Annotated in this window: 4 protein-coding genes; 1 reads left to right on the top strand and 3 read right to left on the bottom strand. The window is 63.3% G+C overall.

The window, feature by feature from the left end; genetic code table 11:
- Positions 1-538 precede the first annotated feature (538 nt).
- The 3 genes from galE to CAG44_RS25340 form a co-directional block, all read right to left on the bottom strand.
- Positions 539-1,513 (bottom strand): UDP-glucose 4-epimerase GalE, encoded by a 975-nt coding sequence (galE, locus tag CAG44_RS25350; RefSeq protein ID WP_085589534.1) that lies wholly within the window; start codon positions 1,511-1,513, stop codon positions 539-541.
- A gap of 79 nt (positions 1,514-1,592) precedes the next feature.
- Positions 1,593-4,208 (bottom strand): cellulase family glycosylhydrolase, encoded by a 2,616-nt coding sequence (locus tag CAG44_RS25345; RefSeq protein ID WP_085693223.1) that lies wholly within the window; start codon positions 4,206-4,208, stop codon positions 1,593-1,595.
- 5 nt (positions 4,209-4,213) lie between these two features.
- Positions 4,214-5,740 carry an O-antigen ligase family protein gene (locus CAG44_RS25340; RefSeq protein ID WP_085693222.1) on the bottom strand — a complete coding sequence of 509 codons (1,527 nt, stop codon included), beginning with the start codon at positions 5,738-5,740 and terminating at the stop codon, positions 4,214-4,216.
- A 373-nt stretch (positions 5,741-6,113) separates the two neighbouring features.
- On the opposite strand from CAG44_RS25340, the gene CAG44_RS25330 reads away from it, so the two are divergent.
- Complete coding sequence (locus CAG44_RS25330) at positions 6,114-7,580, top strand: FAD-dependent oxidoreductase (RefSeq protein WP_085693221.1); 1,467 nt, start codon at positions 6,114-6,116, stop codon at positions 7,578-7,580.
- Positions 7,581-7,625: the final 45 nt, after the last annotated feature.

Raw genomic sequence — 7,625 nt, 5'->3', positions numbered from 1 at the left:
AGAATGGGTGCCGCCCAAGGGCTACAAGGAAATTGAAGAAGCCAAGCAGGATATGACCAGCTTCTTCATGCGATACAACCGAATCAGGCTCCACAGCCATAACGACTACCTGTCACCAATAGCTATGGAGCAGCAGGCGGCTTGATCACCGTAACCGGTGTCCGGAAAAACTTGACCAGAACAGCATGCCCGCGAAGCAGGCAATGCGGTGGCTGGCACCGGCTACGCCGGTGTTCGCGGGCGCGCCCGCTCCTACAGGTATGGCGCATTCTTTCGGCTGATGGGGTCCCTGTGGGAGCGGGTTCACCCGCGAAGCAGGCGACGCGGTGGCTGGCACCGGCTGCGCCGGTGTTCGCGGGCGCGCCCGCTCCCACAGGTACGGCGCATTCTTTCGGCTGATGGGGGCTTTGTGGGAGCGGGCATGCCCGCGAAGCAGGCGACGCGGTGGCTGGCACCGGCTGCGCCGGTGTTCGCGGGCGCGCCCGCTCCCACAGGTATGGCGCTTGCCTTCAGTTGGTGGGTAGCGAGCCCCACAATCTCAGCTTTGGCGCTGAACCCAGGGATACTGCAACTCCCATTGCCACGCATGCCGCACAATCGGCTCCAATGCGGCAAACTCCGGCCGCCAGCCCAGCATGCGCATGGCCTTGCCAGCATCCGCCACCAACCGGGGCGGGTCGCCGGGGCGGCGGGGCGCGTCGAGGGTGCGGATCTGCCGGCCAGTCACCGCCCTGGCCATATCGATCACCTGCTGCACCGAAAAGCCCAGCCCATTGCCCAGGTTGAACGCGGTTCGCTCGCCACCCGCCAGCAGGTAATCCACCGCCAGTGCATGGGCCGCCACCAGGTCGGCCACATGCACATAGTCGCGTATGCAGGTACCATCCGGCGTGTCGTAGTCGCGGCCAAATACCGTTACCGCATCACGCCGGCCCGAAGCGGCCTGCAGGATCAACGGGATCAGGTGGGTCTCCGGGTCATGGCGCTCTCCCAGCTGGCCTTCCGGGTCTGCCCCCGCTGCGTTGAAGTAACGCAGGCATACCGACTTCAAGCCGTAGGCCCGGTCGAAGTCCTCGAGAATCTGCTCGACCATCCATTTGCTCAGCCCGTACGGGTTGATCGGCCCCTTGGCATGCGCTTCGTCGATCGGCACATACTGCGGGTTGCCGTAAACGGCTGCACTGGAAGAAAAAACCAGGTGCCTGATACCAGCATTCACCATGGCCTGCAGGAGGGAAAGGGTAGCCGAGACATTGTTCTGGTAATACTTGCCGGGCACGCTGACCGACTCGCCCACCTGGATGAACGAGGCAAAGTGGAACACAGCGTCGAAACGGCAAACCCCGAACAGCACATCCAGCGCGGGTTCGTCGGCGATGTCCAGTTTCGCCCACTGGACGCCGGGGCCGGGCGAGACCAGGTCCGCCACCACCACCTCATGGCCCGCGCCGAGCAAGTGCTTGACCATGTGCGAGCCAATGTAGCCTGCGCCACCGACAACCAGAAACTTCATCCATGCCTCCAGGACTCTGCTGTTGTACAGCCGCGCTTTTCAGCTACAGGTCTGTGGTGAGGGTAGATGGCCATATACCCTATTTCAAGAACAGCCAGTTGGACATGTACTTGCCATCGAACGTGATGCTGTAGCGCCCATCCTGGTAAGCCATCGGCAACGGTTTCAACTGCGCCTGCGCGTCCCGGGCGAACAGTTTCAGGCCAGCAGGCGCCTTGATGCTCAAGGTGCCGGCAAGCGGCTCGACGTTGAACGGCGTCTTGTAATCGGCCTTGGGCACGGCACGGGTACCCAGCGACAGCAGCAGTTCGCGTGACTGGCCCAGGGGCTTGCCGTCCAGGCTTTGCACCACGACGCTGGCGTACGGCGTTCGTGCTTGCACCTGGATGGCGCCCAGGCTGATCGAGCGACCTCCCAGCCAGCCGGTGGCGGCCTGGGTCAGCGGTGTGTCGATGGTATAGATGCCCTGTTGCCAGTTGCGCTTGAGCTCGCCCGTGTCGCTGAGCGCTTGCGTGGCGTCGGCTGGCAGCAAGGACTGCCCCGGGTCCTGCAGTACCTGCGCACCGGCAGGGATGGCGGCGGGCTTCAGCCAGGGCAACTCCGGCGTCTGTGGCAGGGCGATCTGCAGTTGGCCCTTTTCCATGGCCGTGCGCAGCAGCGCTGAAGTGCGCGGGGTGATCTCCTGGTTGTACAGGGTGGCGGGCGTCGGCGCGAACACATAGCGGGTAGTGGCCGGCTTCACGTCCGCGCGGCGATAGAGCAGGGCGGCAGCGGGCAGGGTGGCGATCATCGCCGGGTCGTTGTACGCGTGCCAGTTGTCCGCCGTGCGCCAGCCTGGGTTGAAGGCCTGCTGGCTGTAGGCGTACTGCAGCATGGCGTCCCAGCCCTGGTGGGCGGCGGTGCCGGCCACGTACAGCGGCAGCGAGTGGCGGTCGGGCAGCGGGAAGGGTTCGGCGTTCCACTCGGAGACGGTCAGCGGCTTGCCGACTACCTGGGCGGCGGCGAGCCAGTCGATCATGCCGTCGCTGGTCAACGGGTTCTTCTCCAGTTGCCCATTGGCACCGTAGGCATGGGCATCGATGACATCGCCTGCGGTCAGTGCCGGCAGCGCGCTCAGGCCATTGCCGCCCCAGGTACTGGTGGTGGCAATCGGTACTTTCACGCCGAGGCCGCGCAGGTGGGCGATCATGTCGGCGTTGAAGCGCTGTTCCAGGTCGTTGAGAAACAGCTTCGAAGGGCCATGCTCCCAGGCGCGCCAGGTGAGGTCGGTGGGCAGGTCGTATTGTTTGGCGAAGGCTTTGGCCGCTTCCATGTAGCGCTCGCTGTGGTGCGGCACATCCTTGTTCGGCATCAGGGCGTTGCCATAATGCTGGGTGAGGTCGTTCTCATTGGTGAGCAGTACGGCAGCGATGGCCGGGTCGTCCTTGTAGGCCAGGCCGGTGTATTCGTTCACATGGGTCAGGTACTGCTCGGCAAAGCGTTTCATCGCTTGTTGGATACTGCGGTTTACATAGGCGTAACCCTTCAGGTCGACGTGGTTCTCGCCCTTGGCCAGTTCCTTGAAGTCATCGATGTTGTCATTGGCGGTAAGCGCCCGCTGCACGTGCAGGTCCAGCCAGATATAGATGCCTTCATCCTTGAGCGCCTTGATCCACAGGTCCAGCTTGCGCAGCGATTCGGCACTGAGCTGCTGGGTATCGCGCACCAGGGTGCCGTCGCCAAACACGTTCGGGCTGACCCAGGGCGAGTCGTGGTGGTGCAAACGCACCAGGTTGAAACCTAGTGCCGACAGGCGTTTGGCCTGTTGGCGGATTTCTTCGTCGGGGCTCTTGAACAGCGAATAGGCGGACAGGTTGGTGCCCCAGAAGCGCACCGGGGTGTTGTTTTCGAACATCAATTGCTCGCCAACGGCCTTGACGAAGCCGTGCTTGCCGGCAGGCTTTTCCGCAGCGTTAAGGAATGAAAGGTCCACTGGCGAGGTGCGCCAGTCCAGTTGGTCGTCGGGCCAACCGGCGGGGTCGGCCAGGCCGAAGCGTTCGCTGGGCGTGGGCCCCAGCTCAATGTCGCCGGTAATGTTCAGCATCGCCTTGATCTGCTGCCGACCTGCGCTGATCGGGTCGCTGTAGATGAATGCACGCAGTTCGGACGGGTTGCCGCGCTCGAAATACACCTTGGCCAGTGGTGGATCGAAGCGCATTTCGATGCGCCGGCCCTGGTCAGCCTTGCCCCACGACCAGCCACGGTTGCCGGGCAGCAGCTGCGGGGCGCCCATCTCGCCGGCAATTTGCGCAGGGTCGAACTCGAACACCATGCCGCCGCCCATCACCCCGGCCTGGCGGCTATGGGCGTCGAGGTCGAAGGCCCAGCTCAGGGTTTGCGCCTGCTCCTTGCGGATATCCGCCGCCAGGTCGAAGTCCAGCTCCTTGTTCTTGCCCTGCAGCGTGTAGTGGTAGGGGCCATTGACCTTGAACGTGGTGGAGAAACCGGTCCAGCTCCAGTTGGCCGCCCAGAAGTCGAACTTGGCTTTCATCACCGGCCCACCGCCGCGGGTCACCATGGGCAGGCCGTTCTGTTCATCGACACTGACTTGCCACGCTGATGCCCAGCCGGTGAGCGGCAGCAAGGCCAGGCCGGCAATGGCCGAAACCCGCAGCAGGGTTTGAAAACCCCGGCTGCGCAGGGGGAGCAAGCTCATAAGTGTCACCTTGGTTGAAGGCCGGGGTCGGCCAGCGCGATGGCCTGGCTGTTGTGCAGCCTGCGGACCATCTGGATGTAGGCCACGCCCAGCCCGGCGACAGTCCAGTACACCACCGGGATGAAGGTGATGCTGCTGACGGTGAAGATGATCACCAGGATGCCGATCAGTGTCGCCAGCAATGCCCGGCCGAGCTGGCGTTGTTCGTCGTCCTTGTCGGGGAAACTGCGCATGGCCTTGCGGATGCCGTGCAGTACGGCGGCGAAGAACGCCACGAACAGGCCAAGCCCGACCAGCCCTACCCGCAGCGCCAGGTTGATGTAGGTGTTGACGATGTCGATGATGCCTTCACCCTGGATCATCGATTGCATTTCCGGGGTGTTGCGGAAGTCGAACGAGCCGAACAGCGGGTTGCGCTGGATGACGATCCACGAGTTGTCCATCAGCCTTGCGCGGTAGGTGATGTTCTCTTTCTCGAGGTTGCCAATGAACGGCAGCATGTCCAGTACCTTGTCGCCACCGGGCACGATGGTCAGCAAGGGCAGGGCCAGCACGCCGGCCGCGGCGAGCAGCGCCAGGCGCCTGGCCGCACCTTTGCCCAGGGCGATGAACACCACCACGATGACCACGGCGCCGATCCACGGGCCACGGGACAGTGGCGCGAACAGCCCGGCGGCCAGCAGCAGGGCGCCCAGCGCCCGCTGCAGGGGGCGGCGCACGTAACCCTGGACGAACAGGAACAGGCCGATGGCCACGCTCATCACATAGCCCAGGGCAATCGCCTGCCCGGTGGTGACGCTGGCGCGCAGCGAACCGCCACGGCTCAGGTAGCCGGACATGCTCCACGGCACGCCCATGGCGTCGACCAGGGCGCTGTACAGCAGCCAGTGGCGCACGTACTCGGCCACGCCGATCAGGGCCAGGACGAAGGAGGCAAGCACGAAGGCCAGCAGGGTGTCCTTGAAGTCGCTGATCTGGCGCAGGCCACGGCTGGCCACGTAATACGGCAGTAGCACGTCGACATACAGGTACAGCGTCTGGCGCAGGGTGTCGGTCAGGGTGGTTTCGCGCAGGTACAGCACGCTCATCAGCAGCAGGCCGGCCGCCAACAGCCTGTCGGGCCAGGTGCGGCCGAAGCGCAGGGTGTCGCCCTGCCGGCGCAGGGCCAGTGCCGCCGGCAGCAGCACGCACAGGGTCAGCAGGCGGATATGGTTGAGGTCGACCAGGTAATTGACCACGCCAAACCCGGGCACCTGCACCGAAGCCGGCGGGACCAGGAACAGCAGCATGTAGAACAGCGCCATGGGGTTGTGTTCGCGGCGCCCGGCGATGTACAGGATGACGGCGCCAGCACCCAGGTACAGCCAGAAGCTGTGCGAGAAGAACGCCAGCAGGGTAAGCAGGAACCACAGGTTGCGCCGGCGCTTGAAGTCGCTGAGCGGGATCAGGTCGGTGGCAGGCCGCCGCGCCAGCAGGAAGACCACGCTCGCCAGAAACAGGATGACGATCAACGCACGAAAATGTTCAGGCATTGGCTATGTGCACCTTTGCGTCGGTGGGCAACGGCTAGCATCGTGGCTGATTGAAACTATAGTGACCTTTTAGCCAATCGGTCAGAGATCGACGCCATGCCGTCGATTGTGAAGCTGGCCCCGGGGACTGGCGGTAATGCGGCTTGTCGGGTAAATCTTTCAAAGGTGCAGGTCACTGTGTCATGGGGAAGCTTACTTTTTGTACTGCGCAAACGGGTCGTAGAGGGTTTCTCCAGAGTTGCGTGTTGCTGGGGGTTGGTGGTTTGGTGTTCGCTGCTTCGCCAGCCGCTGCCAGCCAACCTGCCGGCAGGCCCGGGTTCGTGGTGATCAACGGCTGGGTATTGCCGTCTCGCTACTTCCGGAACGAACACCCATGATCAAGGATTATCAACAGCAGAAGGCCCTGCGCGACAGTTACGATGTCTGCATCATCGGTGCCGGCCCCGCGGGCATCACCTTGGGCCTGCGCCTGGCCGCCGCGGGCTGGAGCGTACTGCTTGCCGAGGGTGGCGGGCGTGAATATTCGGCGAACTCGCAAGCTTTGTACGCCTGTGCATCCACTGGCCTGGAGCTGTACGCCGGGGAGGCTCGCCTGCGTTACCTGGGCGGCACATCCAACCATTGGGCCGGCCGTTGCCGGCCGTTCAGCCCCTCGGACTTCGCCGTTCCCCCTATTGGCGACCTGCCTGGCTGGCCCATTCCGTATTCGGAGATAGCAGGCTACCTGCCTGTTGCAATGGATATCGTCGACCTGCCGCCCGGGTCGGATTTTCACGCGTTGAATGCTGGCCTCGACGGCGGAGAATTCGAGCCAGACCGCTTTCTGCTCAGCCCGCCCACGCGTTTTGCGCAAAAGTACGCCACAGCCCTGGAACAGACCCAAGGCCTGGACGTGTTCATCAACTGCAATTGCGTGAACCTGGAGTTCGACCAGGCCTCCGGCCACCTGGCCGCAGTCGTACTGTCCGATTACGCGTGCAATCGCCAGCGCCTGGTTGCGAGAAACTTCGTGCTGGCCACCGGTGCCATCGAGAATGCCCGGCAACTGCTCAACAGCGAGTCGTTGCTGGCGGCGGGGGTCGTGAGCAAGGACGGGCTGGTCGGCCGGTGTTTCATGGAGCATCTGAACATTGACCTTGGCTCCTTCATCCTCAAGTCGGGGCTGGACCCCGAGCCGCGCGAGTACTACACCACCGATGCCTTCGTTGACGAATACAAGGCAGGTAAAGGCAATGTCAGGGCCGCCTTGCTGGCCGATGTACAAACCTATGGACGTACTGCCGAGGTGAAGCATTTTCTGGAGAACCTGGCCTGCGACATGGGGGTAGCCGGCAAGATCGCCTTCGTGACCAAGTTCAGTTGCCCCGGTGACGGTGTCATCAGCACCATGATCGAGCAGTTCCCCAACCTGCGCAGCCGCATTTCGCTGCTGGACGAGAAGGACGCACTGGGCGTGGCCAAGGTCAATGTCAACTGGGCCCTGAGCGCTGATGACCGGCACACCATCAAGTGCATTGGCAGCGAACTGGCCAAGCAGTGGGCGGACATGAACCTGGGCTTCATCAAGCTCAATGACTTCGTTTATGACGCCTCGATACCGCTGAAGCTGTCGCCACATGCCCACCACATGGGTACCACGCGCATGGCGTCGTCGGCGCAGTTCGGTGTTGTCGATATCAACTGCAAGGTGTTCGGTACCGAAAACCTTTACGTCGCCGGCAGCAGCATCTTTGCCACGGGCGGTGCCTCCAACCCGACCATGCCGCTGCTGCAGTTTGCGCTACGCCTGGCCGACCACCTCGATGCCAGGATGAGCGCGGCCAGGGAAGCCGTGGTGTGACGAATGTTGTGCTGATGCTGCAAAGGCGCGGGGACTTCTTCGAGG

It is taken from the genome of Pseudomonas sp. B13(2017) (assembly GCF_002113245.1).
In the GTDB taxonomy this organism is placed as follows: domain Bacteria; phylum Pseudomonadota; class Gammaproteobacteria; order Pseudomonadales; family Pseudomonadaceae; genus Aquipseudomonas; species Aquipseudomonas putida_Z.
The sequence above is the reverse complement of the archived record's forward strand: the minus strand, read 5'-3'. Positions and strand labels throughout refer to the sequence as shown.